At 43.5% G+C, this 19268-nt stretch carries 15 protein-coding genes, 2 pseudogenes and 1 riboswitch; of the genes and pseudogenes, 5 read left to right on the top strand and 12 right to left on the bottom strand.

Annotated features, from left to right (window positions below; genetic code table 11):
• Positions 1 to 22: 22 nt before the first annotated feature.
• Both M5J74_RS21905 and M5J74_RS21900 read right to left on the bottom strand, forming a co-directional pair.
• Positions 23 to 1480, bottom strand: coding sequence for a lecithin retinol acyltransferase family protein (locus tag M5J74_RS21905; protein ID WP_250013152.1), 1458 nt, complete (start codon positions 1478 to 1480; stop codon positions 23 to 25).
• 263 nt (positions 1481 to 1743) lie between these two features.
• A complete protein-coding gene (locus M5J74_RS21900) occupies positions 1744 to 3336 on the bottom strand; it encodes an iron uptake porin (RefSeq protein WP_250013150.1) in 1593 nt (530 codons plus the stop codon).
• A 484-nt stretch (positions 3337 to 3820) separates the two neighbouring features.
• Between M5J74_RS21900 and M5J74_RS21895 the strand changes: the two genes are divergently transcribed.
• Complete coding sequence (locus M5J74_RS21895) at positions 3821 to 5428, top strand: sodium:solute symporter (RefSeq protein ID WP_015156133.1); 1608 nt, start codon at positions 3821 to 3823, stop codon at positions 5426 to 5428.
• 44 nt (positions 5429 to 5472) lie between these two features.
• Here the strand turns inward: M5J74_RS21895 and M5J74_RS21890 are convergent, their stop codons facing one another.
• Positions 5473 to 6375, bottom strand: coding sequence for a carbohydrate ABC transporter permease (locus M5J74_RS21890; protein ID WP_199755488.1), 903 nt, complete (start codon positions 6373 to 6375; stop codon positions 5473 to 5475).
• Between the two features lie 264 nt (positions 6376 to 6639).
• Here M5J74_RS21890 and M5J74_RS21885 point away from each other — a divergent pair, with 264 nt between their 5' ends.
• Both M5J74_RS21885 and M5J74_RS21880 read left to right on the top strand, forming a co-directional pair.
• A complete protein-coding gene (locus M5J74_RS21885) occupies positions 6640 to 7164 on the top strand; it encodes a hypothetical protein (protein ID WP_041462559.1) in 525 nt (174 codons plus the stop codon).
• A complete protein-coding gene (locus tag M5J74_RS21880; protein WP_250013148.1) occupies positions 7161 to 7805 on the top strand; it encodes an OmpA family protein in 645 nt (214 codons plus the stop codon). The genes M5J74_RS21885 and M5J74_RS21880 overlap by 4 nt, the downstream gene beginning before the upstream one ends.
• 41 nt (positions 7806 to 7846) lie before the next feature.
• On the opposite strand, the gene ilvD is transcribed toward M5J74_RS21880, so the two are convergent.
• The 5 genes and pseudogenes from ilvD to M5J74_RS21855 form a co-directional block, all read right to left on the bottom strand.
• Positions 7847 to 9532 carry a dihydroxy-acid dehydratase gene (gene ilvD / locus M5J74_RS21875; protein WP_250013146.1) on the bottom strand — a complete coding sequence of 562 codons (1686 nt, stop codon included), beginning with the start codon at positions 9530 to 9532 and terminating at the stop codon, positions 7847 to 7849.
• 489 nt (positions 9533 to 10021) lie between these two features.
• Positions 10022 to 10201, bottom strand: a complete 180-nt coding sequence (gene psb34 / locus M5J74_RS21870; RefSeq protein WP_015156128.1) for a photosystem II assembly protein Psb34 — start codon at positions 10199 to 10201, stop codon at positions 10022 to 10024.
• A gap of 149 nt (positions 10202 to 10350) precedes the next feature.
• Positions 10351 to 11142 (bottom strand): annotated as a pseudogene (locus M5J74_RS33610) (thiazole synthase); the annotation flags it as partial.
• A 152-nt stretch (positions 11143 to 11294) separates the two neighbouring features.
• Positions 11295 to 12384 (bottom strand): annotated as a pseudogene (gene thiO / locus M5J74_RS33605) (glycine oxidase ThiO); the annotation flags it as partial.
• Between the two features lie 94 nt (positions 12385 to 12478).
• Positions 12479 to 12574: riboswitch (TPP riboswitch) on the bottom strand.
• Positions 12575 to 12713: 139 nt separating this feature from the next.
• A complete protein-coding gene (locus M5J74_RS21855) occupies positions 12714 to 13052 on the bottom strand; it encodes a 2Fe-2S iron-sulfur cluster-binding protein (protein ID WP_106168436.1) in 339 nt (112 codons plus the stop codon).
• Positions 13053 to 13146: 94 nt separating this feature from the next.
• Between M5J74_RS21855 and cimA the strand changes: the two genes are divergently transcribed.
• On the top strand, positions 13147 to 14805 hold the full coding sequence (cimA, locus tag M5J74_RS21850; protein WP_250013144.1) for a citramalate synthase: 1659 nt from the start codon (positions 13147 to 13149) through the stop codon (positions 14803 to 14805).
• A 14-nt stretch (positions 14806 to 14819) separates the two neighbouring features.
• On the opposite strand, the gene M5J74_RS21845 is transcribed toward cimA, so the two are convergent.
• The 3 genes from M5J74_RS21845 to M5J74_RS21835 form a co-directional block, all read right to left on the bottom strand.
• The gene (locus M5J74_RS21845; RefSeq protein ID WP_250013142.1) at positions 14820 to 15107 is read right to left on the bottom strand and encodes a hypothetical protein; all 288 of its coding nucleotides are present in this window, start codon (positions 15105 to 15107) and stop codon (positions 14820 to 14822) included.
• A 71-nt stretch (positions 15108 to 15178) separates the two neighbouring features.
• Entirely contained in the window at positions 15179 to 15463 is a 285-nt protein-coding gene (locus M5J74_RS21840; protein ID WP_250013140.1) for a hypothetical protein, read from the bottom strand.
• A gap of 61 nt (positions 15464 to 15524) precedes the next feature.
• On the bottom strand, positions 15525 to 15983 hold the full coding sequence (locus tag M5J74_RS21835; RefSeq protein ID WP_250013138.1) for a tetratricopeptide repeat protein: 459 nt from the start codon (positions 15981 to 15983) through the stop codon (positions 15525 to 15527).
• A 944-nt stretch (positions 15984 to 16927) separates the two neighbouring features.
• On the opposite strand from M5J74_RS21835, the gene M5J74_RS21830 reads away from it, so the two are divergent.
• Complete coding sequence (locus M5J74_RS21830; RefSeq protein ID WP_250013136.1) at positions 16928 to 17533, top strand: hypothetical protein; 606 nt, start codon at positions 16928 to 16930, stop codon at positions 17531 to 17533.
• A gap of 53 nt (positions 17534 to 17586) precedes the next feature.
• On the opposite strand, the gene M5J74_RS21825 is transcribed toward M5J74_RS21830, so the two are convergent.
• Complete coding sequence (locus tag M5J74_RS21825) at positions 17587 to 19263, bottom strand: sodium:solute symporter family protein (RefSeq protein WP_250013134.1); 1677 nt, start codon at positions 19261 to 19263, stop codon at positions 17587 to 17589.
• Positions 19264 to 19268: the final 5 nt, after the last annotated feature.

The raw sequence follows: 19268 nt of genomic DNA, 5'->3' as shown, positions 1-19268 counted from the left end.
AGGGGGGCTATGAGTAGGTGGATTAAAGTGGAGCAGATGGAATAATATACATTAATTCTGCTTTTTCTGGTTTCGCCTCAGCAGGTGCTAATTTCAGCCAATCTTGAAAGCTAATTCCAAGTTGCGCGATCGCTTTTACTTCTGACTGGTATGCTTTAATTCGATTGTATGTTTCGAGCATAGCTTCAATTCTGTTCATAACTTTAGGTAAGTCTGTATAAATCTTAGGAACACTCTTATCCTCTACATATGCCAAAACAGCATCAGGGAGAGATTTCACCCAAGAATCAGAACTTTGTGCTATTTTGAAAAAGTTTTCACGCTGAGATTGAAATACTGTATTTTCATTCTTGATAGGATCTAACCATTGATAAACTGCTGTTAGTTTGCGTAAAGTGATGCGATCGCTCAAACTAGGATGTAAATAAGCTGCTGGATTAGATGTTAGTAAAGTATTAACATATTTTTCAACCAACGGACGCAAAGTGTCTAAACCTTTCTGTAATCGCATTTGTGCTACTATTGGTTCTTCAAGCTCAAGATAGCAACGTGCCTCTGCAATATAAGTAAAAGATAAAGTTAAAAGGTATTGTTCGGCAACTCTAAGACTTTGCTCAATCGCATTCATAGCATAGAAACTATAATGTTTCTCAGCTTCTAAAAATCGATTAATAGCTTGCATTGCACTAATTCTTCGGTTGTCAGGATTACTCATGGTAAAAGCACTATCTGCTAAATTTAGTGCTGCATAAAAATTTGCGTAGAATGAGAGATCGATTTTACTCGCAAGTTCTTGATTTGACTTTAATAATATTTCTTGTGTTTGCTGCAATTTTTTTTCAATTTCGTTCAAACGATTTGCTACCATAGTAAATCCCATGACTGAAATTGCTAAGTTGAGTGTAGACACTCCTAAACTTAGGATACTAGCCACAGAACCTAGCGGTAAAGATCCTGAAAATTCTGAAACTGATTCGCGTAGCCAAGCAACAACTTGCTTAGTTTGAGTATCACGAATAATACCTCCAACCCGCTCTAAAGTTCCATCATTTACCCCAAAAGCAATTTCTTCAGGAATTACAAATGTTGCATTTACTGTATTCATAGTCTGATTATTCATAAATGAAACTCCAAATTTCAGAATGTCAACTGCAATAGCTACAGCGCTATTTACCTGTTCGCTTTCATGTTTGCCAGTTTTACACCAACTAGAAAAGTGTTCGCAGTTGTTAAAGAGAAGATTGTATCTATCTTCACCTAATCGGCTTTCAGCTCGTTGAATTATAATTTCTGGCAAATCGCAAATCTCGTATTGCCTAGTAAATAATTGCTTTCCAGAAGTAAAAGCATCCATAGAAGTACGAGAAATGACACCTTGCATCGATTCACCTATGTAGTGAATAGCTGTGCCATCACCGCAATCAATTCCATGATGAGTATAATTACCACAATTAATGTAGATATGATCCCCTTTTGCCATAACTCACACTAAAATAAAATATTGAAGATGCGATCGCACCTCTATCCAGTATTCCCACAAAATAAATAGCCACTAACAATTAACATGCAAAAACGCAAAGACACCAAGATTTCTCTTAGCGCCTTTGCGTCTTTGCGTGACAATTTTAATCTATCAAAAATTCTTTATCACCATATCATATTCAAAGGAAGGGTTCATATAGCCCCCCTTTTTAAGGGGGGTTGGGGGGATCTTCTGCGGCGTAGTCAAACAGCAAATTGGGATTAAAAATTAAAACTCGTCCGAATTACCCCAACATATTGATTGCTATTATCGCTGTTATTTTCAGGATTAAATACTACCCAAAAACCCGGAGTCACAGAAATATAATCGTTAACTTGAAAACGGTAAAAAGCCTCAACATGATATGAAGTGTCATCTTCATCGCGCACGTCGCTATCTGTCACTCTAGGAGGTAAACCAACCAAAATCCCCGGTAAATTACCTTCACCCCCCACATCTGGGAAAGTTAAACCCACAGCACCATACCAAAGATCTGCACTATCCCCATCTTCAACAGTACTAGCAATAGTTCCTCCACTACCATCGGCGATCGCACTCAAACCCGAACCATTAGCACTCGCACTGATGTAACCTACCCAACCATGTAATTGAAACTTGGGTGAAAAGCGATAAAACCCTTGAAAAGCAAAGATGTCTGCGGATGTCGCAATATCGTCTCCAAATGGTTCGCTAGCCAACAAACTCCCCGTACTACCCGTAATATCGACTACTCCCGCCGGATTATAACTGCGCGAGTAAGCAATTCCAGCCGCACCCCAATCACCATCTACAGCAAGTTGTGCTAAGGCGTGATACGTACCGTTAAATAAACCAGCACCATCGTCAGGATCGCTGGGACTACCAGCTAAATATCCTAGAGTCAAAGTTAAACTCTCGGCAATCTCCCAATTCACCGCCGCACCACCACCACCGCGACGATACAGGGGACTGTATTCGCCAAACAGAGAGGGAATACCTCGGCTATCATCGGCAATGCTGGGAGGAGTCAGAGTATCTGTAATATCGGTGTAACCAACTCCGGCGGGACCTACAGTAAAGGTGAGGTTGGAACCCACGGGGAAACGATATAACAAGTGCGGTACAGTTACATCGTTCTCAGTATTTGTATCAAAGTTAAGCCGTGTCATGTTCGTACCCGACACGTCTTCCAGATCGCCAAAGTTACCAAATTCCAAACGAGTCCGTAGTAAATCTCGTCCGGTAAAACTCGTTTCAAAATTCATCCGCGAACGATAGCCGAATATCGTATTAGAATCGTCCTCATCTCCAGCTATGCGATCGCCAAATGTATCTGTAATTGCTGTAATTAAACTGACATTAAGTTTTGTCGTTGTCGAAAACTGATTTGCTTCTAATTCTGCTGTTTGTGCTTCCAAACTATCAACTCGACCGCGCAGAGTTGCCAGTTCTGTACTAAATTCTGTTTGCAAACGTTGTAATGTTGCTAAGTCTTCTTTCGTCACTACATCTGCACTAGCTGTAGCAATTAGTTCGTTGACTCGATCTAAACAAGCATTCAATCCTGCTGCAAACTCATATCTCGTTAAAGCACGATTTCCTCGATAAGTTCCATCGGGATATCCCGCAATACAACCATATCTTTCTACCAAAGATTGCAATGCTTGAAATGCCCAATCTGTCGGTTGCACGTCTGATAGTTGAGAGACTGACGTAACTTGAGCCATACTATTTTCTAGCGGCAATGCTAAGGTAGTTTCCGCATTCATTCCTACTAAAGCCGCTACTAAATTCGCAGCCAGAAACAATCTAGCGTGCGGCAATTTTTTGTTCATCCGTTTGCCACTCACTTTATTTTTTACAAAAAATTTTACCCTGCTTTTATTTAGTCTAAAGAGAAAACCTTTAGGCTCAACAATAGCTGTTTTTTAGCAGCATTACATCTTAATAAATTAAGAATATCATCGAGCATCTAGCTACAGTCATATATCTTACGGATGAGTTTGGATTGACTTAAGAAAAATTCAAGAAATTGGTTACAAATTCTAAATTAATTTGCTAGAAAGCACAAATTATTTCTACGATTAATTATTAGGAGTTTTTGGGTATTAAGAAAATATCTAACCCACGACTGATAACAATTAAACAAAATTTAGTTTTCACTGAAAATTACAGCTTTTTGCGGCTAGGGATCGACAAACTACGAGAAAACCAGGAAGTAGGCGCTCGGAGCATTCCCGCACCTACTTCTTAATTTTTCTTCACAAAACTTTTCGTTCAACGTTTAGTTAAGAAATTTAAAAATTGTAGGAGAAGACGGTGGCTGCTATAGATATCGTGTTTCTCGTTGCTTACTTTGTAGGTGTAGCGGCGATTGGTTATTGGTCGAGTCAGAAAAGTTTAGCGACTAGCAAATCATATTTTTTGGGCGGTGGAAGTATTGGCTGGGCAGCAATTGGTGCGAGTCTATTTGCTAGCAATATTTCTGCCGAACACTTCATTGGATTAGCAGGTAGCGGCGCTAGTTCTGGTCTAGCAGTAGGGCAGTTTGAATGGATTGCCTGTTTTATGCTATTGCTATTAGGCTGGCTGTTCGTGCCGTTCTATCTCCGCACTGGTGTATTTACAATGCCGGAGTTTTTAGAAAGGCGGTTTAATCGTCAGTGCCGTACCTATCTATCCGCAATTTCATTAATTGCTTATGTCTTTACAAAAATTAGCGTCGCGGTTTATGCAGGGGCGATCGTTCTGCAAACAATTTTAGGCTGGAATATTTGGCTAGGTGCGATCGCCTTGATTGTGGCTACGGGTGCGTATACAATTTTTGGCGGTTTGAGAGCAGTAATTTATACTGATTTCTTCCAAGCATTTATTCTGATTGGCGGCGGAATTTTCTTAACTGCAACAGCAATTATTGATGTGGGTGGTTTCGGTGCTTTGTATCAAAAAGTCGATCCCAACTTCTTTAGTTTGTGGAAAGACATCAATCATCCCGATTTTCCTTGGACGGGAATTTTATTCGGCGCACCCATCTTAGGTTTGTGGTATTGGTGTACAGATCAAATGATCGTCCAACGCACCCTTGCCGCACCTAATATTGAAGTCGCAAGGCGATCGACAATTTTTGCTGGATTTTTAAAACTTCTACCTGTATTTATCCTTGTCTTACCAGGGATCGCCGGGAGAATTCTGTTTCCCGATGTAGAACCAGACCGGATATATGCCACGATGGTGAATAATCTCCTCCCGCCTGGAATTAAAGGATTAGTGGTAGCTGGGTTGCTGGCGGCGTTGATGAGTTCTCTTTCCAGCGTCTTTAATAGTAGTTCCACGCTAGTTGTGATGGACTTCTACCAAAAATGGAAACCAGAGGCAAGCGATCGCGAGTTAGTGCGAGCCGGACAGATTTCAACTATTCTACTGGTAGTGACTGGTTTGCTATGGCTCCCCTTTATCGGGTTGATGAGCAATCAGCTTTATGTCTATCTCCAGTCAGTACAAGCCTACGTTTCGCCACCGATTGCTGCTGTCTTCTTGATGGGGATATTGTGGAAACGCGCTACTGGTAGGGCGGCTTTCAACACCTTAATTACTGGTTTTATTTTGGGTGCAATTCGATTTATCGCCGAAATCGCCGTAAAAGCAGGTTGGATAACTTGGCGACCTTTGGTAGCCTATGCCACAATCAATTTCTTACACTTCGCGATTCTGCTGTTTGTCATTTCTATTGCCATTTTGGTACTTGTCAGTTTAACCAGTGCTGCACCAAACCAGAGACAACTAGAAATCTTCCAACACTCAGATGCAGAGTTGGAGAAGTTTGCTGGTTCGCATCGATCGCACAATCTCAATGTTAGGTCGAGTTTCATCCTCGCCGCGATCGTCTTGGTGTTCTGGGTTGTTTTTAGTCCCTTTGTCGTTAGTTAATCGCTAGAAAAAGTAGAGACGTTACATGTAACGTCTCTACACTGCTAATTCTTTGGCGACAGTTTCAGATTCAAAATTGACAAAACCAAGATGATTAAAAACATTGCCAAACCGATCGTGCAGGCGTAGCTAATATCTAAACTACTGCCAAAAGCTTGTTCGTAAAGGTAATAAACAATAGTTTTAGAACTGTTGCGGGGTCCACCTTTGGTCATGATGTAGATTTCTTCAAAAACCTTGGTGGCGGAAATGGCAGAAATGACAGCTACTAGCATTAAGTAAGGTCGCATTAATGGCACTGTAACATCCCAGTGTTTGCGCACGCCATCGGAACCGTCGATCGCAGCAGCTTCGTATAATTCTGCTGGAATCGACTGTAACCCAGCTAAATAAATCACCATGTAGTATCCCAGTCCTTTCCACACTGTCACCGCGATGACGCTAAAAAGGGCAAATCTGGGACTAGTCAGCCAGGGTATACCACTAGTTAAAATTCCAGTTTGTTTCAATAATTGATTTAGCAATCCATTCTGAGCATATAACCACCGCCAAGCAATCCCTGCTACGACCATAGAAATAATCACAGGCGTGTAATAGGCAGCGCGAAACCAGTGCATTCCTCGTAGTTTCTGGTTAACTAAAATCGCCAAAACCAAAGGAATTGCAACCAAAATCGGCACGGCGATCGCCAAATACAATATTGTATTTCCCAAAGTTTGCCAAAAGACTTTATCCTGCCACAAACGCTCAAAGTTAGCCAAGCCAATCCATTCAGGTGCTTGGGTTATGTCGTATTCGTAACGAGTAAAGCTCAAGTAAAATGCTTGCAGGGCAGGATAAAAGACCGTTAACCCCAGAACAAGCAGTGCTGGTAGTAAAAATAAGTATGGAGTGAGGCGCTGTTGAATTAACGTCCAGTTAATGGGAACGGATTTCTGCATGGTCATTGCTTTGTAGTGGCAATCAGAGCTTTTCGATGTTTCTAGTGTTACTCGAATAGGATTTGCAAGTAGATAGCGGACGTGTAAAAGTTTTCTCGCTTCATTTATAATTTTCTGGTCGCCGCTAAACACGACGGTTAGATGGCTTGAATCAGTGTAGATTGTATTGATATCTAAGGCAACGGAAATATTACTATGAAAACATGCAAGGTTATTTCAGTCTCTTGCCTAATATTCTCTACTAGTATTTGTGGGTGTCAAATAGATACTTTGAACGCACGAGCAACTCAGCCGAGTGTTGCGGCTGCTCAAGAGCCAGAAAATTCTACAGGTGTCCAGCTTGCAAGTATAACTTCAGCGTCAGCTAAAACATTGTTAATAACGCTTAGTAAGGACTCGAAGCCTAAACCGATCCAGACGCGATCGGGACCAGGGGGTTTAGAAGTTGACCTCGTGCGTGCTGGCATCACTGGAAAAATTCTCACTGTCGAACTGCTCTATCGCAACCCAACCAGTGCATACACCCGCAATGTCGAGATGCCGATTCAGCAAGTTAGCTATATTGATGATGCGACAGCAAAACGCTATGGCGTGCTTAAAGATGAATCCGGTCAATACTTGGCATCGCCGTTGGGAAAGAGGGACAAAACAATCGTGGATTTGGGAAATTTTTCTAGCGTCGAAAAGTCTAAGGTGGCGTGGTTTAAGTTTCCTGCACCGCCTGCCGGAACAAAGACTATTTCGATTAACATTCCCGATGTAGGTCCTTACGACGGTATATCGGTACGACCATGAAATACGTTCTCCTCCAAGCGGCTTTCAGCGTTTCTGCGATGATGTTGGCAAGTTGCAATGAGCCGATCGAGAAATCTCGTGATGCTTCTACTGCTGAGTCAGTTAATCCGAAACAAGTACAGCAGTTTGCTACTGCGCAAGTACAATCGGAGCCGTTGAAGCAGGAACGAGAACGCGCCTTATCTTTTCCGGATTCCGGTAGTCAATTAACAGGTGATGTTAGCGATCTGGAAGGACTGGTTGCTGACTTGGATGGTCGTATTACAGAGTCGGAAACAATTATCGATCTGCCAGCTGATGTGCTGTTTGATTTTGACAAAGCTAATATTCGTCCCGATGCTGTTCCAAGGTTAGAGAAGTTAGCTCGCCTGATTCAACAATCCGGTAGTGTTATGGTGCAGGTCAACGGTTATACAGACTCGAAAGGCAGCGATGCGTATAACATGAAGCTATCCCAGCGTCGCGCTGCTGCGATCGCCCAGTGGCTTGCTAGCAAGGAAGGCATAGAGTCCGAACGCTTGCGGACTAAAGGCTATGGCGAGAGCCAACCTGCTGCACCAAATGTGAATCCAGACGGTTCGGACAATCTAGAAGGACAGCGGACAAATCGCAGAGTTCAAGTAATCATTCCGCGATCGTAGGTTTTGTCCTCTGCCATCCGCTTTAAGAATTCGCTTCGATATCAACTCAGACCCAGATCCGTCACAGCACCGAGACTGCTAGAAGATACTAACTTGGCATACTTTGCTAACACGCCTGTAGTATACCGTGGCGGGCGGGGTTTCCAGCTAGCGCGACGTTGGGCTAATTCTTCATCCGATACGTGCAGGTGTAAGGCACGGGAACGAGCGTCGATGGTAATTGTATCTCCTTCTTGCACCAGGGCGATCGCACCTCCTACAGCGGCTTCTGGGGCGACGTGACCGACGACCATACCGTATGTTCCACCGGAGAAACGCCCGTCAGTGATTAATCCTACCGAGTCTCCCAAGCCAGCGCCGATAATTGCCGAAGTAGGGGCTAGCATTTCTCGCATCCCAGGACCTCCTTTGGGTCCCTCGTAGCGCACGACGATGACATCACCTGCTTGGATCTGTTTTGCCAAAATTGCCGCTAGACAGGCTTCCTCGGATTCAAATACCCGCGCTGGACCCGAAATTTTTGGTAACTTCACCCCTGTAATTTTTGCTACCGAACCTTCTGTAGCCAAATTTCCCTTCAAAATAGCTAAGTGTCCTTCAGCATAAAGGGGATTTTCCCAAGGACGAATCACATCTTGGTTTGTAGGTGGAGTATCGGGGACATCAGCTAAAATTTCAGCAATGGTTTGTCCGGTAATTGTCAGCGCATCGCCATGTAATAAACCATGTACGAGCAACATTTTCATCACTTGGGGAATTCCGCCGACTTTGTGTAAATCTGTTGCTACATATCTACCACTCGGCTTGAGATCGCATAGGACTGGAACGCGGGCGCGAATGGTTTCAAAGTCATCTAGAGTGAGTTCTACTCCTATTGAATGGGCGATCGCCAGCAGGTGTAAAACAGAATTGGTAGAACCACCCACAGCCATGATCGTCGCGATCGCATTTTCAAACGCCTTACGAGTGAGAATTTGACGGGGTAAAAGTTGGTTGCGAATGGCTTCAACTAAAACAAAAGCTGATTTTTCCGTACTTTCGGCTTTTTCTGCATCCTCCGCTGCCATTGTGGAAGAATAGGGCAAGCTCATCCCCATAGCTTCAAACGCAGAAGACATTGTATTTGCCGTATACATTCCACCACAGGACCCAGCCCCAGGACAAGCACGGCGTTCGACTTCGATTAATTCTGTTTCGTCAATTTTGCCAGCACTGTATTGTCCTACAGCTTCAAATGCACTGACAACTGTTAAATCTTTGCCGTTGTAGTGTCCGGGTTTAATTGTTCCACCATAGACAAATATTGCTGGGATATTCATCCGCGCCATAGCAATCATCGCCCCTGGCATGTTCTTATCGCAACCGCCGATCGCCAAGACTCCATCCATACTCTGTCCGTTACAGACAGTTTCAATTGAATCGGCAATCACTTCCCGCGATACGAGGGAATATTTCATCCCTTCCGTTCCCATCGAAATGCCGTCGCTGATGGTAATCGTACCGAACATTTGCGGCATTCCCCCAGAGTTACGCACTCCGGCTACAGCACGTTGGGCAAGCTCGTTAATTCCCATGTTGCAGGGAGTAATGGTACTGTAACTGTTAGAAATACCAACGATGGGTTTAGTAAAATCTGCATCGCCAAAACCGACAGCCCGTAACATAGCACGGTTAGGCGATCGCTGTACGCCTTGGGTAACGACTTGACTTCTGAGGTTGTCCGACATTTTCTATCCTTGGGGATACGATCGTAGGGGCAGAGTTTGTATTGTCGCAAAAAAAGATTGGACTTGGTAATAGAACTTCTTACGATTTAATCATGCCGCAGATAGATACTGATATTCACAGCAAAGTTACATAATAGTAATGTCGAGAGCAGAAATTTAACTAAATTTCTGCTTCTCGACAAGGATAGTGAGTTAAATGGCAAGGCAAAAAGTTTGCCTGCTTGAATTGAGATTAATAGCGATTGTTGACTGAACTAGTGGTAAAAAAGCAGCGATCGCATTGTTGTTTTTTGAGTAAAAATCAATAAATATAAATAACGCTAGAGGTGTAGGGTGAGCAACGCCCACTCTAATACTGAAACCAAAAACAAAAATTTCGCCCAAATACTTCTTTACTGCTTAGATCTCTCACCTTGTATAGTAGGTGCGATCGCGATCGTCGGGTATTTGGCGAAAAACTAATGGTTAAATTGTCAAAAACCCTTAATGTTAACTGGCGCTAGAGACCGCCACAGCAACGAATACTAAAGCCACAACCAAAAATGCACCTGCAACGCCACCAATAATATAGTTACGCTTCTGAGTACTGCTTGGTGGTTCTGCCGTGTAAACTTTGGGTTCTACAGCAAAGTTATTTAAACGACCGCCTTCTTCGGTGGTATAGGGCATGAATCAAGTCCTTTCTATTTTTGCTTTGCTTAACTGTAACAAAAAATGGTAGAAATACTCTCATACTTTAGTTAAGAAAATTTACATATACGGGAGTCGGTAGGGGCGCACGGCTGTACGCCCTTACAGGAGTTGGGGAAACAACCGCTTTAGCTCGTGACAGTGCCGCTAAGAGGGGAACTAGCGATCGCGTAATCTTTAATTGGTATTCGTCCGGCGAGGTAGGCGAGTCGTCCGGCTTCGGTGGCTAGTTTCATACCGCGTGCCATAGCAGGAGGGTTCTTAGCTTGGGCGATCGCCGTGTTAATCAGTAAAGCATCTGCCCCCAACTCCATTGCTTGCGCGGCTTCGCTAGGCGTGCCAATTCCCGCATCTACCACCACTGGTACGCCAGCATTTTCAATGATGATTTGAATATTTGCCGTTGTTTTCAATCCTTGTCCAGAACCAATTGGAGAAGCCAAAGGCATCACAGTCACGCAGCCGACTTCCTCCAAGCGTTTCGCCAGCATTGGATCGGCATTGATGTAAGGTAATACAGCAAACCCTTCCTTCACCAGTTGTTCTGCTGCTTGTAAAGTCCCGATCGGATCGGGCAGCAAATATTTTGGATCGGGAATCACTTCTAACTTGACAAAATTGTTATCTTCTTGTCCTAAAACCTTCGCCATCTCGCGCCCCAAACGAGCAACGCGAATTGCTTCTTCCGCCGTCTGACAACCAGCAGTATTGGGCAACATCCACAGCTTTGTCCAATCCAAAGCCTCAGCTAAATTTTCATGTCCAGGTGCTTTTGTTTGCACTCGTCGCACAGCAACGGTGACAATTTGACAACCGCTAGCAACCACGCTTTGCTGCATCTCTTCTACGTTGCGATACTTACCAGTACCAGTCATCAAGCGGGAAGAAAAAGTGCGATCGGCAATCACTAAAGGGCGATCGAGGGACTGTTGCTGTGATAGATCTAAGGTTTGCATTTGTGAATTTTTGGTAATTGGTAATTGGTAATTGGTAGTTGGTAATTGGTAGGCAATGTCTCCCTCAGCTCCCTCAGCTCTCTTCTCCCGACTCCCGACTCCCGACTTCCAACTCTCGCCAAGAAATCGTAAATAACTAAAACTCTCTAGCAAAGGATCTAATTTTTGTTCCCATAAGTCAGCAATTAACTTGGCAGTGATGGGTGCGAGGAGGATACCGTTGCGATAGTGACCAGTGGCTAAGGTAAGATTCGAGCAGGGGCTATTTCCTAAAATGGGTAGTTCGTCAGGAGTCGCAGGACGAAAACCCCACCAAAATTCGCGAATTGGATAATCTTGTAACTGGGGATAGATCCGAATGGCTCGTTGCAGTAAAGTTTGAATTCCCGCTGGGGTATTATAAGGGGTAAATCCTACATCTTCACTGGTAGCACCAATAATAATGCGGCGTTCGCGGCGCGGTACGATGTAGACATCTGAAGCATACAAAACCCGCTGGAGCATCGCATCAGCGCGATCGCTATCTGGTATTTGTACCGATAGCATTTGCCCTTTTTTCGGACGCACGGGTAAAGGTAACAACTCTGACGACCAAGCACCAGATGCCAGGATATAGCGATCGGCTGAGAAGTTGCCACTGGCAGTCTGAACGCCAATAACTCGCCCTTGATGCTGTAAAATGCCTTCAACAGCAATTCCATCGTGCAAATCTACGCCCAAAGATTCTGCTGCCGACCATAAAGCCAAAGTCAAAGCCCGATTATCGACTTGAGCATCTTCGGGATACCACCAACCGCCCTCAACTGCTTCACTCAATCCTGGTTGATAGAGGTGGATTGCCTCTTTATCGAGATAGTAAGCGGGGGAAGAATTATTTTCTTGTAGGAGTGTACGGCTGTGCGCCCCTACATCTTCATAAACAGGCGCGAGAATGCCGCAAGCCCAGTAACCTGTTGGTTTACCGCTAATTTCTTCTAGCTTGCGCGTCCATTCGGGGTAGAGCGATCGCGATCGCAAACACAGATCTAACATTGCCCCTGGAGGGATTTGCTCGGCTTGAGGCGCTAGCATTCCCGCCGCTGCATGACTTGCCGCAGCATGAAAATCGCGACAGAGTAAAGTGACAGATGCACCGCGCAATCTTAACTCAACGGCGATCGCCAAACCAACGACCCCGCCACCAATAATTAAAATGTCATTTGTCATTTGTCATTTGTCATTTGTGAGTTAGGCAAGAGGCGAGAAATTGAGCGATCGCTTTTACCTGCAATGCTTCGCCAGCCATTCTGTATATATCTTGAGTTCTCATAAACAGCTTCCCTCCGCTGGTATTACCCAGTCTCAGGTTCTAAGGGACTATCTCAGCCTGGTTCCCCAGACACCCCTAGCTATGGTTGACTATCCTAGCACGCGGATAAGCGGAAAATGTGCATAGCTTCTCATGTTATCCCTATTGTCATAGTAGTTCGCTACATAACACATCGACAGGAAAAACGCAGATCATCTCCATCAATAAACCCCTCAGCTTTCACTTTCTATAATTCCGAATTCCACACAGTTTCCGTACCTTGTCCCCAGAAGCCGTCAAATTTTGTTACCTTTACATCACCTAAAACTTTTGTCTGGCACGCTAACCTTAGGTTGCGCGTGGGAGAATGGGGAGGAAGGGAGCGACGGGTTTTATCTTGCCAATTTGGTTCGGAAACTTCGCCTTCGACTAACACCGCACAAGTACCGCAACTGCCAATACCGTGACAATTGATAACTTTAGCGCCACCGTTGTACAACTCAATGTCATGCTTAAGCAAGACTTGTCGTAAATTAGCGCCGCGATCGCATTCAATTGTTTTACCTTGAGCAATTACCTTTACCATATCCATGTTAGCTAGCGACTCCACCATCTAGTTCTACCTAAAATCAGAATATCGCTTTCTAGAGTTCGAGCTTTCCTGTGTTTGTTCTTTCCCTATGACCGAAGCATTACCCCTCGCCTCCAACCCAAACCAGATCTGGATTTACGATACAACCCTACGCGACGGTACGCAGCGTGAAGGCTTGTCTGTATCCTTAGAGGATAAATTACGCATTGCCCGCCAACTCGACCAATTGGGCGTTCCCTTTATTGAAGGTGGATGGCCTGGGGCAAATCCTAGAGACGTACAATTTTTCTGGCAGTTGAAGGAAGAGCCCCTCAAACAAGCCGAAGTCGTTGCTTTTTGTTCTACCCGTCGCCCCCATGTTAGTGCGGCTGAAGATTCACTCCTGCAAGCGATTCTGGCTGCTGGAACTCGTTGGGTGACAATTTTTGGTAAATCTTGGGATCTCCACGTTACAGAAGGGCTAAAATGCAGCCTGGAAGAAAATTTAGAGATGATTCGCGATACAGTTGCCTACCTTCGCAGCCAAGGGCGACGAGTCATTTACGATGCCGAACACTGGTTTGATGGCTATAAACACAATCGCGATTATGCCTTAAAAACGCTAGCAGCCGCGATCGCCTCTGGCGCAGAATGGCTCGTCCTGTGCGACACCAACGGCGGGACTCTCCCACATGAAATTAGTTCTATTGTTCGCGACGTAGCCTCATTTATTTCTGTAGGGGCGCACAGCTGTGCGCCCCTACCCATTCCCCAAATAGGAATCCATACCCACAACGATTCCGATACAGCTGTCGCCAATGCGATCGCCGCTGTGATGGAAGGGGCGAAGATGGTACAGGGGACGATCAACGGCTACGGCGAACGCTGCGGTAATGCTAACCTCTGTTCTCTCATCCCTAACTTACAGCTCAAACTCGGATACCAATGCCTTGCTGACGCACAAATGCCTCAACTAACTGAAGTCAGTCGTTTTGTCAGCGAAGTTGTCAACCTTGCCCCTGACGAACACGCACCTTTTGTAGGGCGTTCTGCCTTTGCCCATAAGGGGGGTATCCATGTCTCGGCTGTAGAACGCAATCCCCTTACCTACGAACATATTCAACCAGAACAAATTGGCAATCGCCGCCGTATCGTGATTTCTGACCAAGCAGGAATTAGCAATGTCGTCGCTAAAGCCCGTACTTTTGGGATTGAATTAGATAAACATAACCCTACAGCACGACAAATTCTGCAACGCTTGAAAGAATTAGAAAGTGAAGGCTATCAATTTGAAGCTGCTGAAGCCAGTTTCGATCTCCTCATGCGCGAGGCTTTAGGTAAACGACAGCAATTTTTTGAAATTAAAGGCTTTCAAGTTCACTGCGATTTAGTCGAAGGGCGATCGAATACTAATGCCCTCGCTACTGTTAAACTAACTGTCAACGGTCAAGACATTCTCGAAGCCGCCGAGGGAAATGGTCCTGTAGCAGCATTAGACAGGGCGTTAAGAAAAGCTTTAGTTAACTTTTATCCACAAATTGCTCAGTTTGAATTAAGCGATTACAAAGTCAGAATTTTAGACGGACACAGTGGTACGGCAGCAAAAACTCGCGTCTTAGTAGAATCAAAAAACGGTCATCAGCGTTGGACGACCGTTGGTGTTTCTCCTAATATTTTAGAAGCTTCTTATCAGGCAGTTGTAGAAGGATTGGAATACGGATTAATGTTGCATATGATGGCAGAAATAGTATTAAGTGCTTCTAGTTAGGCTAAAATTAGCTATTATTCGTCACCCCATTCAATTTCATTTTTTAGTGCCTGTAATGGTGTTAGAAGCATGTCGGCTATATCCGATCTTCCTCTAGCTTTGTAGATATCTATAGCTTTTTGAAAATCTGTCACTGCCCCCTGTTTATCTCCTGTTAAAGTTCTAGCATGAGCGCGGTAAATATAAGCTTCTGCAAACTCAGGATTGAGATTAATGGCTTGAGTAAGATCGTCAAATGCTTCTTTGTATTGACCTTTTCTACCTCGATCGATCCCTTGTTGATAAAATTCGTTGGCTTTCATGAGATTTTTTAAACTCTCACGTCTATTATCTTATAGACAAATTTCTTCAAAAAAAAGGAACTTATTTAAGCTTACTCACCCCATTCAATTTCATTTTTTAGTGCCTGTAATGGTGTTAAAAGCAGATCGGCTATGTCGGCTCTTCCTCTAGCTTTGTAGATATCTATAGCTTTTTGAAAATCTGTCACTGCCCCCTGTTTATCTCCTGTTAAAGTTCTAGCATGAGCGCGGTAAATATAAGCTTCTACAAAACCAGGATTGAGATTAATTGCTTGAGTGAAATCCTCAAATGCTTCTTTATAAAGCCCTCTTCTAGCTCGGTCACTCCCTTGTTGATAAAATTCGTTGGCTTTCACTATATCTTTTAATTCTATTTTTAGAACGTTACATCTGAACTTCTTCAACAAGTTGGAATAACTAGGGGTTTTTCTCCCATTCAGCCTCTCTTCGTATATGCTGAACCATATCGAGAACGATATTATATCTTTGTGTATCTCCCCTATCCTTATATATATTCAAAGCCTTATTGAGGTCTTCAAAACCTCCCTGTTCATCTTCTGTTAAATATCGAACGGTAGCACGAGAAACATAAGCCTCTGCAAAATCAGGATTGAGATTAATTGCTTGAGTATAATTAGAAATTGCTTCCTTATAAAATCCTTTACGACCTAATTCAATTCCCTGATGATAAAGTTCGTTGGCTTTCATTGCAATTCTTAATTTCTTCTCGTCATTACGCTTTTTGCATAGAGGGTCAAGGCTAACTATCTTGCTATCTGAACCAATTATAAAGCAACCTGGATACTCTTGAGCTGTTGATACATTTTGAAGAAAAGATAGAATCGACATTGTAGTAGAAAAAACAGTAACAACCAAATATAAAAACTTAATTATTATTTATATCACCTAATATATAAAATTTACATTACTATTTTTGCTTTTATCTATCAAAGCATAATCAATTTTATAAAATTATTGTAATTTTACCTAATTTAGCTAGCAAGTGCAAGTAAATGTTTTCAGCAAAATCACACTTATAGTATTGAGAAAAATAGAGTTAAGTTTATTTTGTATTCTTGTTTTGCTGCTCTATATTTGAGCGTTTATCTTTGTCAGTCTATGAAGATATCTACACTTTGCACTAGCTACTATCAGACTAGGTATTCCAATTCCAGAAAATACCGAAAAATTTGAATCACCCCAAAAGAGAGACAAGACAAATGGTAAATTAGTAAACGTAGTACCAGATGGTGTGCTTCCACTTGTAATTCAAAACCTTCCTTTGGGTTCACCTTTAACATATGACAAGAGTGTGTTTTATGAAGTTAAAGCATTAAGTGGAGGTCTACTACCCCTAGTTATGATGATTACCAAATTCTAGGTTTTCTTGATGCTCTTAGTAGGAGTGATGCAGGAGTATCAGGAAGAATACCAGCAATTATTTTTCTCACTACTGCTGATGTTAGACAAATTAGTACTGCAACAACAAGAGAAGCTTTCTTCAAAGGTGTAGGTGTCTGGCACTCCATAGGTTGTGAAATTCCAGGTAGTTTCAATAACCTCCAGCTTGGTCAAGCTTCGCTGAGAAACCCTGAAGTATATCTTATCCGCCTTACTTTTCCAGAATTTATAGGTCCTGGAATGCCTGGAAGACTTTTCTTGAATCCATCAAATTCAGATCCAGATTAATTAATAGACTAGAGATTATCTGAGCTATATCTCAATCCAAGCATAGGGCTTAGTGTTATCATTGCCCTATGCATTTATTTATATTCATTCAAATTAATGCTTTTACCTCGTTTTTACAATCAGACAAAAATATGGTTCTAGAACAGAAAAGAGGGATTGAATCTATTGATTTAAATCAAACTTTTGTTTTCGTTAAAGCCCCAATAGAAACTGTCGCATCAGCCTTTGTTCGAGTAAGACAAGCGGATAGATGGGAACAGGATGTGTACGATCGCGAAATAGTAACTACAGGTCAAGGCTTTATTGTATTTCAATTTCAAGAACAAACTTGGACATCAATTTATAACTTCGGTTTTGTACCAGGTTGTACTCCACTCGACAAAAAAGATACTCAAACTCTTTCTAGTCTGCTGCAAACTCGCACAGTTTACTATAGAGTGAGCGATACGGGTGGCTATATTGGATATGAATTATATGAAAACGGCAACTTTATAGAAACGTTAGACTTTGAAGAAGATATTTCTTTTTACTTCCAATCTCAAAATCGTCAGCTTCAACGTGAAGACATGGGAAGTGTATACGGATTTATTTATGATTTTATGGTCGAGCAAGATATTTATATCCCAGCTATACGTCGAGTTGAGAATCAGCAAGGTTACGTGCGACTGCTGGGTCCTGAATTAGAAAATTTAGAACGCAGTGACTTTGAACGAATAGATTACCTCACGCTAGGATAAAGACATAATAAGGGCGCAGCTATGCGCCCCTACCTACAGTCTACAAATTCAAATTAATGGACAGACTCAACAGGTAATTCTGCACCCGCAGGAGAACGTAAATCTTCTACCATTTCTTGTACGGCGATTGGTGGTGGTGGAGTCAGGCGTGAAACCACCAGCGTGACGATGAAGTTAATTATCATCCCCACCGTACCAATTCCTTCAGGAGAAATCCCAAATAACCAAGGTTGCATTCCGTAGAATTTTACCCCGACGATGTAGAATAGGGTGAAGATTAGACCGACTACGATACCTGCGATCGCCCCTTCTCGATTCGTTCGTTTGTCAAAAATCCCGAGAACAATGGCAGGGAAAAAGCTAGCAGCAGCTAACCCAAACGCAAACGCTACCACTTGCGCCACAAAACCCGGCGGATTAATCCCAAAATATCCCGCCAGCACCACGGCTAAACCTACCATAATTCGACCGACAAACACCCTTTGGGTTTCTGAGGCATTGGGATTGATGATGCGGTAGTAAATATCGTGCGCCACAGAACTAGAAATCACCAACAGCAAACCACTAGCCGTAGATAAAGCTGCGGCTAATCCCCCAGCAGCGACCAGTCCGATGACCCAAGGGGCTAACCTAGCCACTTCTGGTGTAGACAAGACAATAATATCGGGGTCAATCGTGATTTCGCTCGTATTTTTATCTGGTGTTAGCTCAATTCGTCCGTCATTGTTCTTGTCGTCAAAGGTTAATAACTTGGTTTTTTCCCATTTATTTGCCCAGTCTAACTGTCGCACTTCGGTAATTGGCTGGTTGTGCAAAGTGCTAATTAAGTTGTAACGGGCGAAAGTTGCCAAGGCGGGAGCGCTGGTATAAAGTAGGGCGATAAACAACAGCGCCCAACCTGCTGAATAACGTGCCGCTCTGACGTTAGGAACCGTGTAGAATCTAACAATTACGTGGGGTAGTCCTGCCGTTCCCACCATCAAGGCGAGGGTAGTGAACAGCACGTCCAACTGAGATCTGTTAGCAAATGGTTGCGAGTACTCTTTAAAACCCAAATCCAACTGAATTTGATTCAGCTTGCCCACAATATCGCTAAAAGTAAAGGCGAGTTGCGGAATTGGATTGCCAGTGAGAATATAAGCGATCGCCGCTGCGGGAATCAAATAAGCCACAATTAATACACCATACTGGGCTACTTGCGTCCAGGTGATGCCTTTCATTCCGCCCAAAACTGAGAAGAACGCCACTACCACCATCCCAATAATCACACCCGTGCTGATATCGACTTGGAGAAAGCGGCTGAAAACAATTCCGACACCCCGCATCTGTCCGGCGACATAAGTTAAAGAGACAAATAAAGCAGCAACAACCGCGACTAACCTAGCAGCATTAGAATAATAGCGATCGCCGACAAAATCCGGCACGGTATACTTACCAAACTTGCGCAGATATGGAGCAAGTAGGAGTGCCAGCAACACGTAACCGCCAGTCCAACCCATCAGATAAATCGAGCCATCGTAGCCCAGAGTCGAAATTAACCCCGCCATCGAGATAAAAGAAGCCGCCGACATCCAATCCGCCGCCGTTGCAGCTCCATTTGCAATCTGGGGGACACCTTGCCCAGCGACGTAAAAGCCAGAACTATCTTTGACGCGCGATCGCCAACCGATGTAAAGATACAGTAGAAAAGAGAGGGCAACTAAAATAATCGTCCAAAGCTCTGCTGACATGATTT

The organism is Chroococcidiopsis sp. CCNUC1, from assembly GCF_023546805.1.
Taxonomy (GTDB): Bacteria; Cyanobacteriota; Cyanobacteriia; order Cyanobacteriales; family Chroococcidiopsidaceae; genus Chroococcidiopsis; species Chroococcidiopsis thermalis.
The sequence above is the reverse complement of the archived record's forward strand: the minus strand, read 5'-3'. Positions and strand labels throughout refer to the sequence as shown.